This is a genomic window from Nonomuraea sp. NPDC049624 (assembly GCF_040675255.1).
GTDB lineage: Bacteria > Actinomycetota > Actinomycetes > Streptosporangiales > Streptosporangiaceae > Nonomuraea.
On record NZ_JBFAOR010000011.1, the window covers coordinates 300,751 to 320,861 of the forward strand.

Sequence of the window (20,111 nt, forward strand, 5' to 3'; positions counted from 1 at the left end):
GTATGTCGGACTCGGGTCGGGAAGGGTTCGTGGGGTGGAGGGTGCGGTGTGAGCTGGGGTGGCCGGCGGTCCCGGCCGACCATGGGCCGACGTACGATGGCGCATGTGACCAGCAGACCCGCCGAAGCGCAGCACCTGCGTGACCTCGCCCTGCTGCGCCGCGTCCGCGACCGCATCGACCGCGACTACGCCCAGCCGCTCGACGTCGAAGCCCTGGCCCGCGGCGTGAACATGTCAGCCGGCCACCTCAGCCGCGAGTTCCGCCGCGCGTACGGCGAGGCCCCGTACGGCTACCTGATGACCCGCCGCATCGAACGCGCGATGGCGCTCCTGCGCCGCGGCGACATGAGCGTCACCGAGGTCTGCTTCGCGGTCGGCTGTTCCTCGCTGGGCAGCTTCAGCACCCGCTTCACCGAGTTGGTCGGTGTGCCGCCCAGCGTCTATCGTCGCCGGGCGGCGAGCGCGACCGCGGGGATGCCGTCGTGCGTGTCGAAACAGGTGACCAGACCCATCAGGAACCGAGAGACCGCGCTTACCTGACCCCAATTAGCGTGACTTCCATGGACATCACCATCCACTCCAGCTTCCTCCCGCACACCGACCCGGAAGCCTCCCTGGCCTTCTACCGTGACGTCCTCGGCTTCGAGGTACGCAACGACGTCGGCTACAAGGGGATGCGCTGGCTCACGGTGGGCCCCGCCGGCCAGCCGGACACGTCCATCGTCCTGCAACCACCGGTCGCGAACGGCTACGGCATCACCGACGACGAACGCCGCACCATCACCGAGATGATGGCCAAGGGCACCTACGCCGGCGTGAACCTCGCCACCACCGACCTCGACGCCACCTTCGAACGCCTGAAGGCCAGCGGCGCCGAAATCGTCCAGGAGCCGATGGACCAGCCGTACGGCGTCCGCGACTGCGCCGTCCGCGACCCCTCCGGCAACCTGATCCGCATCCAGGAACGCCACCCCTGACCCGCGCTCGGTTCCATCACCCTGGATGCGTCCTTCGGGCCGTCCCTTGACCCGCGTCCCGCCCGATCAGCCGATAGCCAGTGCCTCGCCGTTCGGGTCGTCGGCGAAGCCCGGAACCCAGCGGATCACCTCGTCACGGAAGCGCGCCGTCGTGCCGAGCTGGCAGAGGACCCCGACGCCGGCCGCGTGCACCCGATGGATGAGCACGTACGACGGCGGCAGGTTGAGCTGGCGAACCACGTTCGTCGGGCGGAGGTCGGCGACACTGGCCGCCTGGGCCTGCAGCCACTCCCGGCTGAAGGTGAACTCCTCCACGGCCGTCGGCTCCACGTACGGCGCCAGGAAAGCGCGCAGGGCGTCGGGGTCGATGTCGATGTCCTGACGGATGAAGCCCTCGTCACGGAGACCCGTCATCACGGTCTCCATGTCGCCCTGGTTGAAGATGCGCGTGAGCTGCCCGAAGACCTTCGGATAGCCGCCGGGCAGGCGGTTGACCGCGCCGAAGTCGAGGACGCCCAGCTTGCCGTTGGCCAGCACGCGGAAGTTGCCCGGATGGGGATCGGCGTGCAGCATGCCGACCCGGGCAGGCGAGCAGAACAGGAACCGGACGAACAGCAGCCCCGCCTGATCACGCTCGTCCTTGCTGCCCTCGGTGATCACCCGCGACAGGGGAGTGCCGTCCATCCACTCGCTGACCAGCACCATCTCGTTGGCCGCCACCACATCAGGCACGTGGAAGTCGGGATCGCCGTTGAACTCCAGCGCGAAGGCGTGCTGTGCCTCGGCCTCACGCAGGTAGTCGAGCTCCTCGGCGATGCGCTCGCGCAGCTCGGCCAGCAGCGCCTTCATGTCGAGGCCGGGCAGCAGCGCCCCGAACATCTTTCCCAGCCGGGCCAGCTGGGTGAAGTCGCCGAGCAACGCCTTGCCCGCCCCTGGATACTGGATCTTGACGGCCACCTCGCGCCCGTCGTTCCAGACGGCCTTGTGCACCTGGCCGATCGAGGCGGCGGCCGTGGGCCGGTCGTCGAACGAGAGGAAGTGCTTGCGCCAATCGTCCCCCAGTTGCTCGGCGAGCACCTTGTGGACGGTGGCGACCGGCAGCGGAGGAGCGGCGTCCTGCAGTTTCGTCAAGGTCGCCCGGTAGGGGCCGACGATCTCCGGCGGAAGCGCCGCCTCGAAGATCGACAGTGCCTGCCCGAGCTTCATCGCCCCGCCCTTGAGCTCGCCGAGCACCTTGAAGATCTGCTCGGCGGTGCGCTGCTGTACCTCCTGGGCCACGATTTCTGCTGATTTGCCGCCGATGCGCTTGCCGAGGCCGAGGGCGGCCCGCCCGGCGAACCCGAGCGGAAGGGTGGCCAACTTGGCTGAGCGGGTGACTGCCCGGCGCGGAAGATCGCTCACACTCATGCGCGGAACCTCGCCCGAGATGCCGCTTCCCCCCTTCGTGGTCGTCCCCTGAGCACGTCAGTCGCTGGTAGGTGACACGTCCATTGTTAGCGAATATGGATTGTTTCGCATACAACGACATTGCGGATGACCGCTCCACGACCGTCTTTTCCAGCACCAATCAGGCATTACGTCCATTGTGCCGTTCGTCACAGAGGACGCCCGGCCTTCGAGATGAGCAAGCGCCTGACCGGTCGCCGCGGCCGCGACGAGCGTGGCGAGAGTCGTGTCGCAGGCGATCTCGCCCGGCGGATAGCCGCCCAGCCTGGCAGTGACGATCGGCCAGGCGGGATCGTGGTCGCGGCGCGTCAGGTCGAGACAGTGCAGGCACGTCGTCTCCCCGGGAAACACCAGTGGGCCGACGGACCCGTGCCCCTCGAAGGCCGACACCAGCAGATGCGGGATGCCGAAGTCGGCCAGCTCGTTGACCAGCACCCCGTCCAGCGGCCCTACGGGCGCCAGGATGGCGAGGTCGGGACGTGCCGTGCCGTCCCCCAGATGCGGAGCTCCGGCCAGGACGTTGGACGACGGAACGACGTCCTGACTCACCTCCGCCGAAGTAGGTGGCACATCAGGAGAGACCTGCGCGGCGGCGCTGTCGGACGGCGTGACGCCTGGCCGCCTGGGTTGTGCGGTCGCGCCGTTGGAGGGCGTGATGCCCCCTCGCCTGGGTTGTGCGGTCGTGCCTCCGGACGGCGACGGCGCCCCGCGTGCGGGCCGGCCGGCGACATCGCCAGCGGGTGTCGCGTTCGGGCCCGCATGGCGAGGGGGTGCGGCGTGATCGCGCGGCGGCGGAACGGCCGGCGCGTTCTTCGGCGGGGGAGCAAGCAGCCGCCGGGCGACCGCCGCCGCGCCCTCCTCCCGGGACAGCCCCACCTCGGCCCATGTCAGGCCGCCCGGCGTGATGTCCCCAGGCCGGACCGGCCCGGGATCGATCACGCGGATGTCGCCGACCCCGCCGGCCGCGAGCAAGGCGACGATCTGGGCCCCCACGCGTCCGGCTCCGTAAACCCTGACCTTCGCCTCCCGCCGACGCCGCAGCAGCTCGACGCCGCCCTGGGGACCGTTCGAGGCCAGGTCGAGCGCGTCGAGATCGGGTTTCAGCCGATCCCGCTCGGCGAGGGAGAGCTCCCGGAGCGGCGCCGGGAACGGGCCGGCGTCGTGCAGGGCCCCTCGCGTGGCGAGGTAGTCGAGCAGAGCCTGGGCGCACGGCTCGTCGAGGCCGGCCGCCGCCGCGTCACGCATCACCCGGCGCAGGTCGCGGGTGCCGTCGAGCCCCTCGATCCACTGACGAACCGATCTCGTCAGGCCGGTCAGCGTGATGGCCCGGAGGGGATGCACGCCGTACTGCAGGGTGTGCTCGTCGCGGAGGATGCGCCGGAGGGCCGGCTTCACACGTGGCCTCATGGCCGGAAGGTTCGCACGTCCGACCAAGATCCCGAGCCGGTTCCGCGCCGCCTGTGGACAACCTCCGACCACGACGCCCACCCTGTGGACAACGTCCCGCAGCGAAGCGCACCCGAGACAGGCCGGAGACCACATCCGCACCTGAGGCGAGCGGGGAACCACCGAGGAGAGCCGGGAACCAGCGGGGCAGGCCGGAACCACCGGGGCAAGCCGGGAACCACCGAGGCAAGCGGGAACCGCCTCCGCATCCGCGTCCCGCAGAGCGTTACGCTTCGCCGCATGAGCGAGCTCTTGGTCGACCGCACAGACGACGGAGTAGTCGTCCTCACCCTCAACCGCCCCGAACTGCGCAACGCCATGACCGACACCATGACGGCCGAATGGCGCGAAACCATGACCACCCTGGCCGCCGACCGTGACCTGCGCTGCGTCGTCGTCACCGGAGCGGGCAGCGCGTTCTCCTCGGGCGGTGACCTGTCGTGGATCGGCGAGCGCGGCGCCGAGGCCGTGCCGCCGCTGCGCGACCGCATGCTCGCCTTCTACCGTACCTGGCTGATGATCGCCGACCTGGAGGTCCCCACCGTCGCCGCGGTCAACGGCCCCGCCGTCGGCGCGGGCCTGTGTGTCGCCCTGGCCTGCGATCTCGTCTACGCCGCGGACGACGCCAAACTGCTGGCCCCCTTCACCCGGCTGGGGCTGCACCCGGGCATGGCCGCCACCTACCTGCTGCCCAGAAGAGCCGGTACGGCACTGGCCCGCGAGATGCTCCTGACCGGCCGTCTCCTTACGGGTACGGAAGCCGCAGATAAAGGCTTGGTAAATCAATCTTTCCCGAAGAATGACCTTCTCTCCGAGGTTTCGGTCATCGCCAAGAAGATCGCGGAGATGGCTCCAGTCGCCACCCGCCTCACAAAGGTCGCGCTGAACCAAGAGCATCAAGACCTGGAAGCCGCTCTGAGGTGGGAATCCTTGGCCCAGCCCGTGACCATGGCATCATCCGACCTGCTGGAGGGCCTGGCGGCGCATCGGGAAAGGCGCATGCCCAAATTCACCGGCTCTTAATCATCTGACCAGCGAAAACAACGTCCACCCTCTGTGGAATTTCGCCAGTCTCGGCTAACGTGCTTATGTGCCCCCCGAGACAGTCGAGGTCCGTCGCAGTTCTCGTCGCCGGCGTACGGTCTCCGCCTACCGCGACGGCGACAAGACGATCGTGCTCCTGCCCGCCTGGCTGAGCGGCGAAGACGCGGATGAATGGGTGAGCCGGATGCTCGACCGGCTGGCCGCCAAGGAAGAACGACGAAGGCCGACCGACGAGGCCCTGCTCGAACGGGCGAGGGAGCTGTCGGTGAAGTACCTCGACGGCCGGCCCGACCCGGTGAGCGTGCGATGGGTCGACAACCAGCAGCATCGCTGGGGCTCCTGCACCCCGGAGAACGGCACCATCAGGATCTCGACCCGGCTCAAGGGCCTGCCCGAGTGGGTCATCAACTACGTCATCATCCATGAGCTCGCGCACCTGATCGTGCCGAGCCATGGCCCGGGGTTCTGGGCGCTGGTAGAACAGTATCCGAAGGCGGAGCGGGCGCGCGGGTTCCTCGAAGGATTCTCCGCGGCGGCCCACACGGCACCGGAGGAGTGTTGACGCGCATCGTCGCCGTCCTGGTACGCGGCCGCATGGCCGAAGCGGCGCCCCCCGGCGTCGATCCACGGCAGTTCCTGGAGGCCGTGGCCGAGGACACCTACGAGATGGTCGCCGGCCTGGAGTTCGTCACCCCGGTTCTGATCACGGCCGTCCCCGGCCTCGACGACCTCGTCTGGCCCGGCACGGAGATCGTCACCATCGACGAGGACGAGCCGCTGCGAGCGGTCCTTGGCCGACTGTCCGGCGACCAGGCCGCGGTGATCAACGCCGACGCGCCCGACCTGCCCTCGCTGCTGGTCGGCAAGCTGTTCAGGGAACTGGGCCGGGCCGAGATCACGATCTGCCCCGCGGCGGACGGCGGCGCGGTGGCGCTGGCCTGCTCGCTGCCGCTGCCGACCTGGGCCGACCCCGACCTCGACGACCCCGACGTCGTCGCCGTCCTTCGAGCTCAGGCCCCGGGCCCGCGCAGGGTCGCCACCATCTCTGGATGGCACCGCCTGCGCACGCTCGACGACGTCGAACGCCTCGACCCGGGTCTCGAAGGCTGGGACAACACCCGCGCCCTGATCGCCGGCCGCTGACCCCGCGTCACGGCACGGTGAGCTCGGCCAGCACGGCCCGGTGGTCGGTGCCCGGCACGTCGCGCACGCTGACCTCCCTGACGCCCACCCGCTCGTCCACCAGCACGTGGTCGATGGTGATGATCGGCGGCACCCGCTTGTTGGCCGGCCACGTGGGGATCAGCCCCGCGCCCACCTGGTCGGCCGCGTCCTTGTACCCCCGGGCCAGCAGCCTGCGCAGCGAGGCGTGGTCGAGCGAGGCGTTGAAGTCGCCGGCGAGGATCCGCACGGTTTCGCCGCCGGCGGAAGGAAGGCTGGAGAGCGCCTCGTTCCAGTTGACCACGTTGGGGCCGAGCGGCGGGTAGGGGTGGACGTCGACGAACTCGATCGGCTTCCCGCCCGGCAGCGCCACCATGGCGGCGGGCATCTTGTGCCCCACCGGCGGCACCACGCCGTCGAGCGTCTGCAGCGGGTGCCTGGAGTAGAGGCCGCTTCCGCCGGCGTCCCATTCGTCCTCGAGCACGCGGTGGGGCATGAGCTCCTTCAGGCCGGCCGCGTCCATGTCGGCCACGGCGCCGGGCGTCAGCTCCTGCGTGCTCAGCACGTCGGGCCGGAACTCGCGCACCAGGTTCACGATCACCTGCGGGTCGGCCTTGCCGAACAACATGTTGATGGTCATGACCTTGAACGGCCTGCCGGTCGTGGCCTCGGCCGTGCCCAGCGCACGCGGCAGGACGCTGAACCCGAGCGCGGTCGTGGTGAGCAGCGCGACGGCCGTCGCGGCCCGCCGGCGCCCGACCGCGGCGATCAGGAGGGGGACCAGGGACCCGGCCGCCGCGTACGGCGTCGCCGTCATCAGCTGCGTGGGCAGCGAGCCTCGTTCCAGCCCGGCCACCCTGGCCACGGCCCAGGCCGCGAAGGGTGTCACGGCCAGCCAGGTCAGGACGTTGCCGGGCAACTTCCGCGGCTTGCGGGCAGGCGTCACGATCGTGCCGCCAACGGCAGAAGTCTCCACGCGGCCCCCTTGGAACGATGCGAAGGACTCTAACCCAGCGAACGCGAGCGCGAGCTGAGCGCGGCGCGTCCGCGTGCGGCCAGCCGGCGCGTGGCCTCGTCGGACAGCTCGGGGATCTCGTCGACGGGGAACCAGCGCAGGTCGAGCGACTCGTCGCTCATGACGGCCTCGGCGCCGGGAGGTGCCACGGCCGCGTACTCGACGTCGAGGTGCCAGCTGTGCGGCGGATGGCACCAGACCTTGTGCTTGTCCACGGCCAGCGGGCCGGGCAGCAGCTCAAGTCCGGAGATTCCCGACTCCTCGGTGGCCTCGCGCAGCGCCACCGCCTCCAGCGTGGCGTCGAAGTCCTCGCAGTGGCCGCCCATGGGCAACCACTGCCCGGCCTTCGGATGCAGCGTGAGCAGCACCCGGGCGCCGTCGTGGCTGAGCACGGCGGTGGTGGCCGTCAGGTGGCCGGGTGCGCACACGCGCCACATGGCGTCGTCGTACGTCCGCAGGTGGCCGAGGAACTCGGCGCGCAGCGCCTCCTCCTCGGGGGTCGGCGCGGTCCAGGAGGACAGCACCGCCACCGCGTCGTCGTGCAGGGTCACCGGCCGCCGTCCTGGTCGCCGTTCTCGCCGCCGTTCTCGTCGGTGGGCCTGGCCTCCAGCTGGGAGATGTCCCAGGCGGCCTCGCCGCGTACGAACGCGTCGGGGTCGTCGAGGTCCTCGGCCGTCGGCATGAGGTCGGGGTGACCCCACAGGGCGTCGCGCCCGTCGACGCCGCGCTCGGTCTCCAGCGCGCGCCACAGCGCCGCGGCCTCGCGCAGCCGCCGGGGCCGCAGCTCCAGCCCGACCAGCGTGCCGAACGTCAGCTCCGCGGGCCCACCGGTCGCCCGGCGCCTGCGCACGGTCTCGGCCAGCGCGACCGCCGAGGGCAGCTTGCCGTCGGCGGCCCGGTCGACCACCGTGGCCACCCACCCCTCGACCAGGGCGAGCATCGTCTCCAGGCGGGCCAGGGCGGCCTTCTGCCGCTCGGTCTCCTCAGGCTTGAGCAGCGCGCCGCCGCTCAGCGCCTCCTGGATCGCCTCGGGGTTGTTGATGTCGAGCCCGCGGATCTGCTCCTCCAGCGCGGAGGTGTCCACGGTGATGCCCCTGGCGTACTCCTCGACGGCCCCGAGCAGGTGCGAGCGCAACCACGGGACGTGCTGGAACAGCCGGTGGTGCGCGGCCTCGCGCAGCGCCAGGTAGAGCCGGATCTCGTCGGCGGGGATCTCGAGGCCCTCGCTGAAGGACGCGATGCCGCCGGGCAGCAGCGCCGCGGTGCCGGACAGCGGCAGGCCGATGTCGGTCGTGCCGATGACCTCGCGCGCCAGCGAGCCGAGCGCCTGGCCGATCTGCTGACCGACCATCATGCCGCCCATCTGCTTGAGCATGCCCATCAGCGGCCCGGCCATCTGCTGGGCCTCGGGCGGCAGCCCGGAGCCGCCGAGCGCGCCGCCCATGGTCTCGACCATGCGTTCGGCAACGGGCTCGCAAAGCTTGCGCCAGACCGGGACCGTGTTCTCGATCCACTCCGACCGGCTCCAGGCCTGCGGGTTGGACACGCCGCTCGGCAGCGTCGTCGCCTCGTTCAGCCACAGGTCGGCCAGGCTCAGCGCCTCGACGATCTGGCGGCGCTCGCCTTCCATGACGCTCGGATCGCCCTGGGCGACCACGGCGTGTCGTGCGATGTTCTTGGCCATGTCCCAGTTGACAGGGCCTGAACCCTGAGGCGCCGACAACATGTCGGCGAACTGGCGCATCGCCTGAGCCATTTGCTCAGGGTTGCCGAACATGGCGAACGGGTTCTCGTTAGGGTCGTTTTCGCGACCTGGCAGGTCAGTCACCGCTCTACCTCGTGCAGGATGGAGGAGTCCACATCCGCCACGTTAGTCGTCCTACGGCGGATCAGTGCAAAGTGAGGACCTGGTGCCTACCTCGAAACGCCCGCGTCAACCCGTCGTCGCCGTCACCGGCGCGGCCTCCGGCATCGGCCGCGAGTTGCTCGTGAGGCTCGCATCCGCCGCGGATTTCCGCAGAGTGGTGGCCATCGACGAGGAGCGCGGCGACGTTCAGGAAGCCACGTGGAGAGTGATCGACGTACGGGATCCGCTCTTGGCGAACCGGATCTCCGACATCGACGTCCTGGTCCATCTGGCCGGTGACTACGCCGTCGACTCCGACCCGGGGGAGCGGCGCGCGTACAACCTCAGAGCCGCGCAGACGGTGCTCACCGCCTGCGCCGCCGCCCGCGTGCGGCGGGTGATCCTGGTCACCAGCGCCATGGTCTACGGCGCCGCGCCCGACAACGAGGTCCCCCTGCCGGAGGACTCCCCGGTGGCCGCCGAGCCCGACACCGGCGTCGTGGGCGACTACCTGGAGATCGAGTCGCTGGTCCGCAGGTCGCTGCGCAGCCACCCGGGCCTCGACGTCACGGTGCTGCGCCCGGCGGCGGTGGTCGGGCCGGGCGTCGACACGGTCATCACCCGGCACTTCGAGTCGCCGCGGCTGCTCACGGTCAAGGGCTGCAACCCCAACTGGCAGTTCTGCCACATCGACGACCTCGTCTCGGCGCTGGAGCTGGCCGCCAAGGGGGCCGTCACCGGCGTGGTGGCCGTGGGCTCCGACGGCTGGCTGGAGCAGGAGCAGGTCGAGGAGCTGTCCGGGATCCGGCGGTTCGAGCTGCCGGCGGGGCTCACGTTCGGCACCGCGCAGCGCCTGCACCGGCTCGGCATCACCCCGGCGCCCGCCACCGACCTGCACTATGTCGTCTATCCGTGGGTGGTCGACTGCTCAGCGCTGCGCGAGGCGGGCTGGAAGCCCGCGTGGACCAACGAGGCCGCCTTCCGGCAGCTCCTCGAACTCCGTGAGAACAGGACCACCGTGGTCGGCAGGCGGTTGCCGGTAAAGGAGGCCACGCTCACTGCGGCCGGCGCGACGGTGGCCGTCATCGGCACCGCGGCGATCGTCCGGCAGGTCCGCAAAAAGCGTCGTCAGTAGGAACGTGAGGTTAGGCTCTTTCCGTGGACGTCATCCGGTTGCTCGGCATTCGTGACACCCCGTTGTCCGTGGACGAGGTGCTGGCCGCGGTGGGAGACCACGCGGCGGGCGGCACCGCGATCTTCATCGGCACGGTGCGCGAACAGGACCACGGCAAACCCGTGACCCGGCTCTCCTACTCCGCCCATCCCTCGGCGCCGGACGAGCTGCGCCGGGTCGCCGAGAAGGTCGCGGCCGACTTCCCCGTCACCGCGATGGCCGCCGTCCACCGGGTCGGCGACCTGGGGCTCGGCGACACGGCGGTGATCGTCGCCGTGGCCGCGCCACACCGCGACGAGGCGTTCAGGGCCTCGCGCAGGCTCATCGACGATCTCAAGGCCGAGGTCCCCATCTGGAAACACCAGGTGTTCGCCGATGGCGAGACCGAGTGGGTCGGCGCCTGCGAATAAGCTCATCACCATGTCACGACGCGTCCTCACCCTGCTGCTCGCGGGGTTCTTCGTGCTCGCGCTGGGCGTCCTGGGGGCGTTCCGGCCGGTCCCGTACGTCGTGCTGAGCCCCGGCCCCACCGAGAACACCATCGGCGAGGTCGACAAGAAGCCGGTGATCTCGATCAGCGGCCGGCAGACCTATCCCACGAGCGGCGCGCTGAGCCTGGTCACGGTGGCCTACCAGGGTGGCCCGGCCGCCCAGATCGACCTGCTGACGGCGTTGCGCGGCTGGCTCGACCCGACCGTCGCGGTGGTCCCGCAGGAGACGATCTTCCCGCCCGGCCGTGACGCGAAAAAGGTCGACGAGGAGAACGCGGTCGAGATGACCAACTCCCAGGACTCCGCCAAGGCCGCCGCGCTCAACGAGCTCAAGATCCACTACGACCGGGTCGTCACGGTGCTGTCCACCGAGAAGGGCAAGCCCGCCGACGGCAAGCTGCAGAAGGGCGACCAGATCAACGCGGTCGACGGCAAACCGGCCACCGACTCGCAGTTCGTCGGGGACACCGTCAAGGCGCACAAGCCAGGCGAGACCGTGACCTTCAACGTGACCAGGGGCGGCCAGAAGCTCGACGTGTCGCTGCAGCCGATCGCCAGCAAGGACGGCAAGCCCCTCGTCGGCGTGCTCATGCAGGAGAAGTTCAAGTTCCCCTTCGATGTCGAGATCAACGTGGGCGACGTCGGCGGGCCGAGCGCCGGGCTGATGTTCTCGCTCGGCATACTCGACAAGCTGACCCCCGGCGAGATCACCGGCGGCAAGCGCATCGCCGGCACCGGCACCATCGACACCGAGGGCCAGGTCGGGCCCATCGGCGGCATCGCCCAGAAGATGGTGGGGGCCCGCGACTCCGGCGCGACCATCTTCCTCACCCCCGCGGACAACTGCGCGGAGGCCATGAAGGCCGTGCCCGACGGCTTGCGGCTGGTCAAGGCCGACACGTTGCACGACGCGGTGCTCGCGCTCGACGCGCTGCGCACCGGAAAGGGCAATGTGCCCGCTTGTGAGGCCGGATGAAACTTCCGGCGAGCGCCGTGCGTTAGCCGTACGGCTGGCGCTGCGGTGTAAGTTGCCAGACACGGACCGTTTCTTCATCACGACGAGGGGTTGGCCTTGAGCTTCCGGACCCCAGGGGCCGGCAGGGCGATGCGCTTGCCACGCCGGCCGCGGCTGCTTCTGCCTGTGGCCATCGCGCTGGTCGCGATCGTGGCCCTGTTTTTTCTCTTTTCTGGGATTTATACCGACTACCTGTGGTTTGACACGACCAACTACACGTCGGTCTTCTCCGGGGTGCTGCTGACCGAGATCGTGCTGTTCCTCGTCGGAGCGGTGCTCATGGTCGGCATCACGGGCGGCAACATGCTGCTGGCCTTCCGCACCCGGCCGATGTTCGGCCCCGCCGTGTTCGGCGGCGGCAGCGGGGCCGACCGCTATCGCATGGCGCTCGACCCCCACCGCAAGCTGATCTTCATCGTCGGCATGGGCCTGCTCGCGCTCTTCTCCGGCTCCTCGTTCGCGGGGCAGTGGAAGACGTGGCTGCAGTTCGTGAACGGAGCCTCCTTCGACAAGAAGGACGAGCTGTTCGGCATGGACATCTCGTTCTTCATGTTCGACTACCCGTTCATCAGGATGGTGCTGAACTTCCTGTTCACCGCCGTGATCATCTCGATCGTCCTGGCCACGATCACCCACTACCTCTACGGCGGCTTCCGGCTGCAGTCGCCGGGCGTGCACGCCTCCAGGGCCGCGCGGATCCACCTTTCCGTGCTGCTCGGCGTGTTCGTCCTGCTCAAGGCCGTCGCCTACTACATCGACCGGTTCGGTCTGGTCTTCTCCGACCGCGGCTACGTGCACGGCGCGTCCTACACCGACGTCAACGCGGTGCTCCCGGCCAAGAACATCCTCGCGATCATCGCGTTGATCTGCGCCGCGCTGTTCTTCGCCGGCGTCGTGCGCCCCGGCGGCATGCTGCCCGGCGTCTCGTTCGGCCTGCTCGTGCTCTCGGCCATCCTGATCGGCGGCGTCTACCCGGCGCTGGTCGAGCAGTTCCAGGTCAAGCCCAACCAGCAGGGCAAGGAAGCCGTCTACATCGACCGGAACATCCAAGCCACCAGATCAGCCTACGACGTGCAGAACGCCGAAGTGATCGACTACAACGCCCAGGCCGACCCGACCAAGGTCAGCGCCGGCGGCGACGAGTCGGTGACCGGCGTGCGTCTGCTCGACCCGGCGCTGGTGTCGTCCACGTTCGAGCAGACCCAGCGCATCCGCGGCTTCTACGGCTTCCCCGACCAGCTCGACGTCGACCGCTACCCCGGCAAGGACGGCAAGCTGGTCGACCACGTGGTCGGCGTCCGCGAGCTGCTCGGCCCGCCCGCGCCCCAGAACAACTGGATCAACCGCGCGCTGGTCTACACCCACGGCTACGGCTTCGTCGCCGCGCCGGGCAACGAGGTCGACGCGGGCGGCCTGCCCGCCTACGACAGCAAGGACATGCCGGTCACCGGCGACCTCGCGGCCTCGACCGGGCTCAAGGAGTCGCGCGTCTACTTCGGCGAGAACCCCGGCTCCACCGAGTACGTCATCGCCGGCGGCAACCCCAAGACCCCGCAGGAGCTCGACTACCCGGTCTCCGGCGGCCAGACCGGCCAGCAGAACACCACCTACACCGGCAAGGGCGGCGTGCCGATCGGCTCGGCCCTCAACCGGCTCGTCTACGCCGCCAAGTACGGCGAGATGAACATTCTGCTGTCGGGCGACATCAACGACAACTCCAAGATCCTCTACGTGCGCAACCCACGGGAGCGGGTGGAGAAGGTCGCGCCGTTCCTGACCCTCGACGGCAACGCCTACCCGGCGATCGTCGACGGCCGCATCACCTGGATCATCGACGGGTACACCACGTCCAACGCGTACCCGTACTCGCAGAGCGAGAGCCTCGGCGACATGACCCGCGACCTGGCCACCGACCGCCGCGTGGTCGCCCAGCAGCCGCAGGACGAGATCAACTACATCCGCAACTCGGTCAAGGCCACGGTCGACGCCTACGACGGCACGGTCACGCTCTACGCCTGGGACGGCAACGACCCGGTGCTGAAGACGTGGTCCACCGCCTTCCCCGGCACGATCAAGCCCGCTTCGCAGATGAGCCCCGACCTCCAGGCGCACATCCGCTACCCGGAGGACCTGTTCAAGGTGCAGCGCTACATGTTGTCGCGCTACCACGTCACCAACGCGGCCGCCTTCTACAGCGCCCAGGACTTCTGGAACATCCCCAGCGACCCCTCGCAGGGCAACCAGTCGGTCAAGCAGCCGCCGTACTACCTGACGGCGACGATGCCCGACGAGTCCGAGCCGTCGTTCTCGCTGACCACGACCTTCGTCCCGCGGGAAGGGCCCAACCTGGCGGCCTTCATGGCGGCGGGCTCCACGGTGGGCAAGGACTACGGCAAGCTGCGCATCCTGCGCATGCCGTCCAACACCACGGTCCCCGGTCCCGGTCAGGCCCAGAACAACTTCCAGAACAAGTTCTCGGGCGAGCTGGGCCCCCTCGGCCTCGGCCAGGCCAACGTCAGGTACGGCAACCTGCTGACCCTGCCCTACGCGAACGGCCTGATCTACATCGAGCCGGTCTACGTGCAGACCAAGGCCGGCACCGGCCAGGAGCCGTACCCGATCCTGCGGCGGGTGCTGGTGGCGTTCGGCAACAAGGTCGGCTCGGGTGACACCCTCGACCAGGCCCTGGAGCAGGTCTTCGGCGGCGAGCAGCAACAGCCGAACACCCAGCCCCAGCAGACCACGCCCAACCAGGCGAACACGTCGGCGATGAACACCGCCATCTCCAACGCCCAGAAGGCCTACGAGGACGCCCAGAAGGCCCTCCAGGCCAGCCCCCCGAACTGGGACGAGTACGGCAAGGCCCAGAAGCGGCTGGAGGAGGCGCTGAAGCAGATCGAGAGCGCCAACGCCAAGCCGGCGGCGACCCCGTCGCCCTCGGCCTCTCCCTCAGCCTCCCCGTCGGCGACGCCGTCCGCCTCGCCGCCGGCCACGTCCACACCGACGCCGACACCCTCGGGCACACAGGCGGGAGGCACCACCTAGCCCTTTCGGTTTGCGCCCACCCCTCGTCGCCGATAGTCTTGAGAAGCAAGACAGCGACGCGGGGTGGAGCAGTTCGGTAGCTCGCTGGGCTCATAACCCAGAGGTCGCAGGTTCAAATCCTGCCCCCGCTACCAAGATTCGAGGTCCTGGCCGACGGCCAGGGCCTCGTTGCTTTTCACCGGCACCGCAGGTCCCATCCGGCATTGTCGGTCTCCAGGACCTCGAGACCATCGCGGGACGCGGGCGTTCTGGAAGCACACCCTGCCTCCATTTCCGCCAAGCGGAGGTCATCGGCCCTATGGGCACCATGACGAGCAGGGGCCGGCGCGACGGGTGACGCCAGGAGGATTCGCCGCCGTGGTGGAGGGGGTCTGAGCAGCGTGAGGCCCGTGATTACGCCACCGACGCGCCCGGACAAAGCCCGGCCGGGTCGAAGGAGTCCGGAAGGGCGGTATAGTTAATAACGACACACCGACGCGGGGTGGAGCAGTTCGGTAGCTCGCTGGGCTCATAACCCAGAGGTCGCAGGTTCAAATCCTGTCCCCGCTACCAAGCCGAAGTCCCCGGTCGCCACACGGCGACCGGGGACTTCGTCGTTTCCGGACCTCTTCCTATCGGGCCTTGTCGAACCGACTCGCGTGCTGATTACATGATTACATGACGGAAAAAGACGTCCCGACGATCTACGAGTGGGCGGGCGGGACCGAGGCGTTCGAACGGCTGACCGTGGCGTTCTACCGGACCGTCCTCAAGGACGACCTCATCGGGCCGCTGTTCGCCCACATGGACCCCGAGCACCCCAAATACGTCGCCATGTGGCTCAGCGAGGTCTTCGGCGGCCCTGACTGGTACACCCGCGAACGCGGCGGATATCCCCACATGCTGGCCCACCACCTGGGCCGGGCCATCACCGAACCGCAGCGCCGCCGTTGGGTGAACCTCCTCATGGACGCCGCCGACGAGGTCGGCCTGCCTGACGACCCCGAGTTCAGGGCCGCGTTCGCCGGCTACATCGAATGGGGCACCCGGCTGGCCGTGCACAACTCCCAGCCCGGCGCGACCCCGCCCCCGAAGGCGCCGGTTCCGCACTGGGGCTGGGGAGTCGCCCCGCCATACCAGCCGTAACCTGGAGAAATGGGAAGCACGTCGCGCGGGCGGCTGCGGGTCTACCTGGGCGCGGCGCCCGGCGTCGGCAAGACGTACGCCATGCTCAGCGAGGCGCGACGGGCCAAGGAGCGCGGACGTGACGTGGTCGTGGGCCATGTCGAGACCCACGGCCGCGACCAGGTCGCCCGCCTGCTCGACGGACTGGAGACCGTGCCGGGCCGCACCGTCGTCCACCGCGGCGCCACGTTCACCGAGCTGGACGCCGACGCGGTCATCGCCCGCCGTCCCACGGCCGTGCTGGTCGACGAGCTCGCCCACACCAACACGCCCGGCTCCCGGCACGCCAAACGCTGGCAGGACGTCCAGGACATCCTCGACGCCGGCATCGACGTCGTCTCCACGCTCAACATCCAGCACCTGGAGTCCCTGCGCGACGTGGCCGAGCAGATCACCGGCCTGCCGCAGCGCGAGACCGTCCCCGACGACCTGGTCCGGCGGGCCGACCGGCTCGAACTCGTCGACATGTCACCCGAGGCGCTGCGCCGCCGCCTCGCCCACGGCAACGTCTACCCGCCGGAACGCGTCGACGCCGCCCTCGCCAATTACTTCCGCGTCGGCAACCTGTCCGCTCTGCGGGAGCTTGCCCTGCTCTGGGTGGCGGACCGGGTCGACCGGCAGCTCACCGCGTACCGGGCAGACCACGACATCGCGGGCACCTGGGAAGCCCGCGAACGCGTCGTCGTCGCTCTCACCGGCGGCCCCGAGGGCGACACCCTCGTCCGCCGCGCCGCCCGCATCGCGGCCAGGACCAAGGGCGCCGACCTGCTCGCCGTGCACGTCACCCGGGCCGACGCCCTGTCCACCACGAGCGACCCGGCCAACCTGGTACGCCAGCGCAAATTCGTCGAGGACCTCGGCGGCACCTACCACCAGGTCGTGGGCGACGACATCCCGCGCGCGCTGATCGCGTTCGCCGACGGCGTGAACGCCACCCAACTCGTCCTCGGCGCCTCCCGGCGGGGACGGCTCGCGCAACTGCTCACCCGCGGCGTGGGCATGACGACGGCCACGCTGTCCGGGTCGATCGACGTGCACATGGTCCCGCACGAGGCCGTCCCCCGAGGCTCCGGCCGGCCGCGGCCCGGGGGAGCGCTGACGCCTCGGCGCAGGTCGGCCGGATGGGCGCTTACCCTGGCCGCCATGCCGGCGCTCACCGCCGTGATCGCGCCGCTCGACCTGAGCCTGCCCAGCGAGATCCTGCTCTTCCTGCTGCTGGTCGTCGGCGTCGCGCTCGTGGGCGGGATGTGGCCGGCGCTCACGGCGGCGGTGCTCGCGTTCGGGCTGCTCAACTGGTTCTTCACGCCGCCGGTGCACACCCTGACCATCGCCGAGCCCGAGAACGTGTTGTCGCTGGCCATCTTCGTCCTGGTCGCGGCCATGGTGAGCACGGTCGTGGACCGGGCCGCCCGGCGCAGCAGAGAAGCGGCCCGGTCCAGGGCCGACGCCGAGGTCCTGTCCACACTGGCCGGACACGTGCTGCGCGGGGAGTCCGCGCTGGCCTCACTGCTCGGACGGTTGCGCGAGACGTTCGGGCTGACCGCGGTGACCCTGCTCGAAAGGGACGATCCGTCGCGTGACTGGCGCATCGTCGCCACGTCCGGCGGCCCCCCGATCACCACCCCGCCCGTCACCAGCCCGAACCACCCCGGACCGGACGGCGGGAGCGACGTGGTCACCATCGACGACCGGCTGGTGCTCGCGACCCGCGGCCGGCTGCTCGACGCCAGCGACCGCCGCGTCCTGGAGGCGTTCGCCGCCGAGGCAGCCGTCGCCCTGCGCCAGGAACGCCTGCGCGAGGCGGCCGCGCGCGCCGAGCCGCTGGCCGAGGCCGACCGCATGCGCACCGCGCTGCTCGCCGCCGTTGGCCACGACCTGCGCACCCCGCTCGCCTCGGCCATGGCGTCCGTGGAGAGCCTGCGCAACACCGACATCATCTGGTCCGACGACGACCGCGCCGAACTGCTGGCCACCGCCGGCGAGTCGCTGATCAAACTGAACCGGCTCGTGTCGAACCTGCTCGACATGAGCCGCCTCCAGGCCGGCGTGCTGGGCGTCACCTTGCGGCCCGTCGCCGTCGAGGACGTGCTGCCGCGTGCCATCGACGACCTCGGCCCGCTGCGTGACCGGGTCAGCAGTGACGTCCCGGCCGACCTGCCGGAGTTCCAGGCCGATCCGGCGCTGCTCGAACGCGTCCTGGCGAACCTGATGGCCAACGCCGTCCGCTACAGCCCCGAAGGCGAGACCGTGCTCGTCACCGCGAGCTGGCACGGCGAACGCGTCGAACTGCGCGTCATCGACAGGGGACCAGGAATCCCCACGGAAGCGCATGAAAGGGTGTTCATGCCCTTCCAACGACTCGGCGACCGCGACAACCACACCGGCGTGGGCCTCGGCCTCGCACTCTCGCGCGGCCTCACCGAGGCGATGGGCGGCACGCTGCTCCTTGAGGACACCCCCGGAGGAGGGCTCACCATGACGGTCTCACTGAGGAGGGCCCCTTGACCCGCGTGCTCGTCGTCGACGATGAGCCCCAGATCCTGCGTGCTCTGCGCATCAACCTGGCGGCCAGGCACTACGAGGTCGCGGTCGCCCCCGACGGCGCGTCGGCGCTGCGCCAGGCCGCCGACTGGCACCCCGACCTGGTCGTCCTCGACCTCGGCCTGCCCGATCTCGACGGCGTCGAGGTGATCCAGGGCCTGCGCGGCTGGACGAAGGTGCCGATCATCGTGTTGTCGGGGCGTACCGACAGCACGGACAAGGTGGACGCGCTCGACGCCGGAGCCGACGACTACGTCACCAAGCCGTTCGGCATCGACGAGCTGCTGGCCCGCATCCGCGCGGTGACCCGCCGCACGAACCAGCACGAAGAGGAACCCGCGACGGTGCGGCTGGGCGACCACGTGATCGACCTCGCCGGCAAGACGATCTCAGGCGGCGTACGGCTGACGCCGACGGAGTGGCACTTCCTGGAGATCCTGCTTCGCAATCCCGGCAAACTGATCAGCCAGCGGCAACTGCTGACGGAGGTGTGGGGCGCCGGCTACCTGAAGGAGACGCACTACCTGCGCCAGTACATGGCCCAACTGCGCCGCAAGCTCGAACGCGACCCGGCGCACCCCGTGCACCTGCTGACCGAGCCCGGAATGGGATACCGGTTTCAGCCCTCCTGATCCCTGACCAGGACAACCGCTTTGAGCACGGCCCACCCGAGCAGCAAGGCCCCGAAGAGCACCTGAGCGGCACGCACCCACATGGAAGACGTCTGATCCGCATAGATCACAACACCGATCCACATCAGACCAAATATCCCGACCAGGATGATTGCCGACCAGTTCAGCCCACGTTGCCACATACGCGCAGTCTTACAGCCGGGTGGCCAAGGCCGGGTATGGCCACAGTCCTCATCCGGTCGAAGCCCTAGCCCCCTGGGGGATCAGCCTTGAGCGATCAGCGGCCGGGCCGGCCGGCTCAGCGGGGAAGGGTCCGATGCGCACCGACGCACCGACGCAGGCGCATCCCGCGCATCCGCACGACCGGCGGCTGTTGCGGTGGTTGCTGCCCCTCCTGCATGCAGGCGAGCAGCGTCTCAGCCGTACGGGCGTCGGACAGGATCTGCTGCACGGCGTCTTCGTCCTCGGGCAGCTGACCGCGCTCGGCCAGCTCGCGGGTGAGGAAGGCGAGCGGGTCGGGCGCGCCGACCATGTCCGCGGCCACGGTCGTCCGCGCCGCCGTGAGCAGCCGCAGGTAATGGGTACGCAGGACGGCCTCGCGCACCCGTGCCTGTTCGAGGTCGTCGATCAGGGTCCGGGCGATGCGCAGGAGGTCTCCCGCATGGGTCGCCGGGTCGGCGAGGAAGGCACGGATGTCGTCGAACTCCGAGCGGGTCATGGCGGGCACCTCCGAGAGCGCAGTCTGCTCGTGGCTACCTTCGTACCGAGGGGCGATTGCGGATGACTTGCTGACGGCTTGACTTCAGGTGTCGTACGGGCGGCGATGACCAAGGTTTGACGATCTTGTGGCGAGGGAAGAACCCTACGATTACCTGTGTGGCGCGAAGTAGGCGCGGGAGACTGCTAGAGTTGCTTCGCGCAGGGCGGCCGAGGGGCTCGCAAGAGCCTCAACAGAAGCCCGGCAAATCCCACTTCCTTCTGGTTCATTCAAGACGGTTCAGAGCGGTCTGAATGACCTGGTAAGTTAGAGGGGTTGTCCCGGAAGCGGGGCGCGACTTAATTCCAGCAGGTCGAGCAAGTCCGGTCAATTTGACAGAGACTTGAACGGCTGAAA

Annotated in this window: 19 protein-coding genes and 2 tRNA genes; 14 read left to right on the top strand and 7 right to left on the bottom strand. The window is 69.6% G+C overall.

From position 1 onward, the window contains the following. The first annotated feature begins 96 nt into the window (after positions 1-96). Both AB0J76_RS39640 and AB0J76_RS39645 read left to right on the top strand, forming a co-directional pair. Positions 97-540 carry a helix-turn-helix transcriptional regulator gene (locus AB0J76_RS39640; RefSeq protein ID WP_352319313.1) on the top strand — a complete coding sequence of 148 codons (444 nt, stop codon included), beginning with the start codon at positions 97-99 and terminating at the stop codon, positions 538-540. A gap of 20 nt (positions 541-560) precedes the next feature. Then, on the top strand, positions 561-977 hold the full coding sequence (locus tag AB0J76_RS39645) for a VOC family protein (RefSeq protein WP_352319315.1): 417 nt from the start codon (positions 561-563) through the stop codon (positions 975-977). A 66-nt stretch (positions 978-1,043) separates the two neighbouring features. On the opposite strand, the gene AB0J76_RS39650 is transcribed toward AB0J76_RS39645, so the two are convergent. Further along, positions 1,044-2,378, bottom strand: coding sequence for an AarF/UbiB family protein (locus tag AB0J76_RS39650; protein WP_352319338.1), 1,335 nt, complete (start codon positions 2,376-2,378; stop codon positions 1,044-1,046). Positions 2,379-2,441: 63 nt separating this feature from the next. Beyond that, on the bottom strand, positions 2,442-3,830 hold the full coding sequence (locus tag AB0J76_RS39655; RefSeq protein WP_364392655.1) for a thiamine biosynthesis protein ThiF: 1,389 nt from the start codon (positions 3,828-3,830) through the stop codon (positions 2,442-2,444). Positions 3,831-4,109: 279 nt separating this feature from the next. On the opposite strand from AB0J76_RS39655, the gene AB0J76_RS39660 reads away from it, so the two are divergent. The 3 genes from AB0J76_RS39660 (at position 4,110) to AB0J76_RS39670 (ending at position 6,056) form a co-directional block, all read left to right on the top strand. Further along, complete coding sequence (locus AB0J76_RS39660) at positions 4,110-4,892, top strand: enoyl-CoA hydratase-related protein (RefSeq protein ID WP_352319318.1); 783 nt, start codon at positions 4,110-4,112, stop codon at positions 4,890-4,892. A 67-nt stretch (positions 4,893-4,959) separates the two neighbouring features. Next, the gene (locus tag AB0J76_RS39665) at positions 4,960-5,475 is read left to right on the top strand and encodes a M48 family metallopeptidase (protein ID WP_352319320.1); all 516 of its coding nucleotides are present in this window, start codon (positions 4,960-4,962) and stop codon (positions 5,473-5,475) included. Further along, positions 5,472-6,056, top strand: coding sequence for a DUF2064 domain-containing protein (locus tag AB0J76_RS39670; RefSeq protein ID WP_352319322.1), 585 nt, complete (start codon positions 5,472-5,474; stop codon positions 6,054-6,056). Before AB0J76_RS39665 ends, AB0J76_RS39670 begins: the two co-directional genes overlap by 4 nt. A gap of 7 nt (positions 6,057-6,063) precedes the next feature. On the opposite strand, the gene AB0J76_RS39675 is transcribed toward AB0J76_RS39670, so the two are convergent. From AB0J76_RS39675 to AB0J76_RS39685, 3 genes are read right to left on the bottom strand one after another with little or no spacing between them, the layout of a single operon-like run. Beyond that, positions 6,064-7,050: an endonuclease/exonuclease/phosphatase family protein gene (locus AB0J76_RS39675; RefSeq protein WP_352319324.1), complete on the bottom strand. Its 987-nt coding sequence runs from the start codon at positions 7,048-7,050 to the stop codon at positions 6,064-6,066. 29 nt (positions 7,051-7,079) lie between these two features. Further along, positions 7,080-7,640, bottom strand: coding sequence for an NUDIX domain-containing protein (locus tag AB0J76_RS39680; protein WP_352319325.1), 561 nt, complete (start codon positions 7,638-7,640; stop codon positions 7,080-7,082). Further along, positions 7,637-8,866: a zinc-dependent metalloprotease gene (locus AB0J76_RS39685; protein ID WP_352319326.1), complete on the bottom strand. Its 1,230-nt coding sequence runs from the start codon at positions 8,864-8,866 to the stop codon at positions 7,637-7,639. The genes AB0J76_RS39680 and AB0J76_RS39685 overlap by 4 nt, the downstream gene beginning before the upstream one ends. Positions 8,867-8,996: 130 nt before the next feature. Here AB0J76_RS39685 and AB0J76_RS39690 point away from each other — a divergent pair, with 130 nt between their 5' ends. The 9 genes from AB0J76_RS39690 (at position 8,997) to AB0J76_RS39730 (ending at position 18,997) form a co-directional block, all read left to right on the top strand. Continuing rightward, the gene (locus tag AB0J76_RS39690) at positions 8,997-10,070 is read left to right on the top strand and encodes an NAD-dependent epimerase/dehydratase family protein (protein WP_352319339.1); all 1,074 of its coding nucleotides are present in this window, start codon (positions 8,997-8,999) and stop codon (positions 10,068-10,070) included. Between the two features lie 23 nt (positions 10,071-10,093). Continuing rightward, the gene (locus tag AB0J76_RS39695) at positions 10,094-10,519 is read left to right on the top strand and encodes a molybdenum cofactor biosynthesis protein MoaE (protein ID WP_352319328.1); all 426 of its coding nucleotides are present in this window, start codon (positions 10,094-10,096) and stop codon (positions 10,517-10,519) included. Between the two features lie 10 nt (positions 10,520-10,529). Next, entirely contained in the window at positions 10,530-11,576 is a 1,047-nt protein-coding gene (locus AB0J76_RS39700) for a PDZ domain-containing protein (RefSeq protein WP_352319330.1), read from the top strand. A 129-nt stretch (positions 11,577-11,705) separates the two neighbouring features. Continuing rightward, positions 11,706-14,660 (top strand): UPF0182 family protein, encoded by a 2,955-nt coding sequence (locus AB0J76_RS39705; protein ID WP_352319332.1) that lies wholly within the window; start codon positions 11,706-11,708, stop codon positions 14,658-14,660. A 57-nt stretch (positions 14,661-14,717) separates the two neighbouring features. Further along, a tRNA-Met gene (locus AB0J76_RS39710) sits at positions 14,718-14,794 on the top strand. 341 nt (positions 14,795-15,135) lie between these two features. After that, positions 15,136-15,212: transfer RNA gene (locus tag AB0J76_RS39715), tRNA-Met, on the top strand. Positions 15,213-15,317: 105 nt separating this feature from the next. Continuing rightward, positions 15,318-15,785 carry a group II truncated hemoglobin gene (locus AB0J76_RS39720; protein WP_352330141.1) on the top strand — a complete coding sequence of 156 codons (468 nt, stop codon included), beginning with the start codon at positions 15,318-15,320 and terminating at the stop codon, positions 15,783-15,785. Positions 15,786-15,794: 9 nt separating this feature from the next. Continuing rightward, entirely contained in the window at positions 15,795-18,329 is a 2,535-nt protein-coding gene (locus AB0J76_RS39725; RefSeq protein WP_352330139.1) for a DUF4118 domain-containing protein, read from the top strand. Further along, on the top strand, positions 18,326-18,997 hold the full coding sequence (locus AB0J76_RS39730) for a response regulator (RefSeq protein WP_352330137.1): 672 nt from the start codon (positions 18,326-18,328) through the stop codon (positions 18,995-18,997). Before AB0J76_RS39725 ends, AB0J76_RS39730 begins: the two co-directional genes overlap by 4 nt. On the opposite strand, the gene AB0J76_RS39735 is transcribed toward AB0J76_RS39730, so the two are convergent. Beyond that, the gene (locus AB0J76_RS39735; RefSeq protein ID WP_352330135.1) at positions 18,985-19,179 is read right to left on the bottom strand and encodes a hypothetical protein; all 195 of its coding nucleotides are present in this window, start codon (positions 19,177-19,179) and stop codon (positions 18,985-18,987) included. The two genes, AB0J76_RS39730 and AB0J76_RS39735, sit on opposite strands and share 13 nt — an antisense overlap. 116 nt (positions 19,180-19,295) lie before the next feature. Beyond that, positions 19,296-19,715: a hypothetical protein gene (locus AB0J76_RS39740; protein WP_352330133.1), complete on the bottom strand. Its 420-nt coding sequence runs from the start codon at positions 19,713-19,715 to the stop codon at positions 19,296-19,298. Positions 19,716-20,111: the final 396 nt, after the last annotated feature.